This window comes from Treponema sp. R6D11 (assembly GCF_054786075.1).
In genome coordinates this window covers 1-309 of sequence record NZ_BDHD01001413.1, presented here as the reverse complement: position 1 = coordinate 309, position 309 = coordinate 1, and the positions used below count along the sequence as shown (strand labels likewise).

The 309-nt window shown below is 33.0% G+C and carries 1 protein-coding gene; it reads right to left on the bottom strand.

Going from position 1 to position 309, the window contains the following annotated elements:
• A partial coding sequence (locus tag ACYVTD_RS18965) for an MreC domain-containing protein (protein WP_461249129.1) occupies nucleotides 1-309 on the bottom strand: 309 nt, incomplete at both ends.

Genomic DNA, 309 nt, shown 5'->3' with positions numbered 1-309 from the left:
TCTTCCAGATATTTGCGCGGGGATACGTCGATATTTAAGAGTTTTTGAAAAATCAAGTTGTTCTTTTAATCTGATATTTTCCTGATAAATTTCCGCATTACTGCGTTCCAATTCTTCAAAACGATCAAGTTGTTTTAAAAGATCGGCGTGTTCTTTCCTTAAATTTGTAAGCTCTTTTATTGACAGCACAGTTCTTGAAACCAGAGAAGTTAATTCGTATAATCCGCCTCTGATTCCCGAAAAAAAAGAAAGTCCAGTATTTTTAACGCCAAAAATAAAATTTCTGCTTGAAATTAATAGCATCAATGT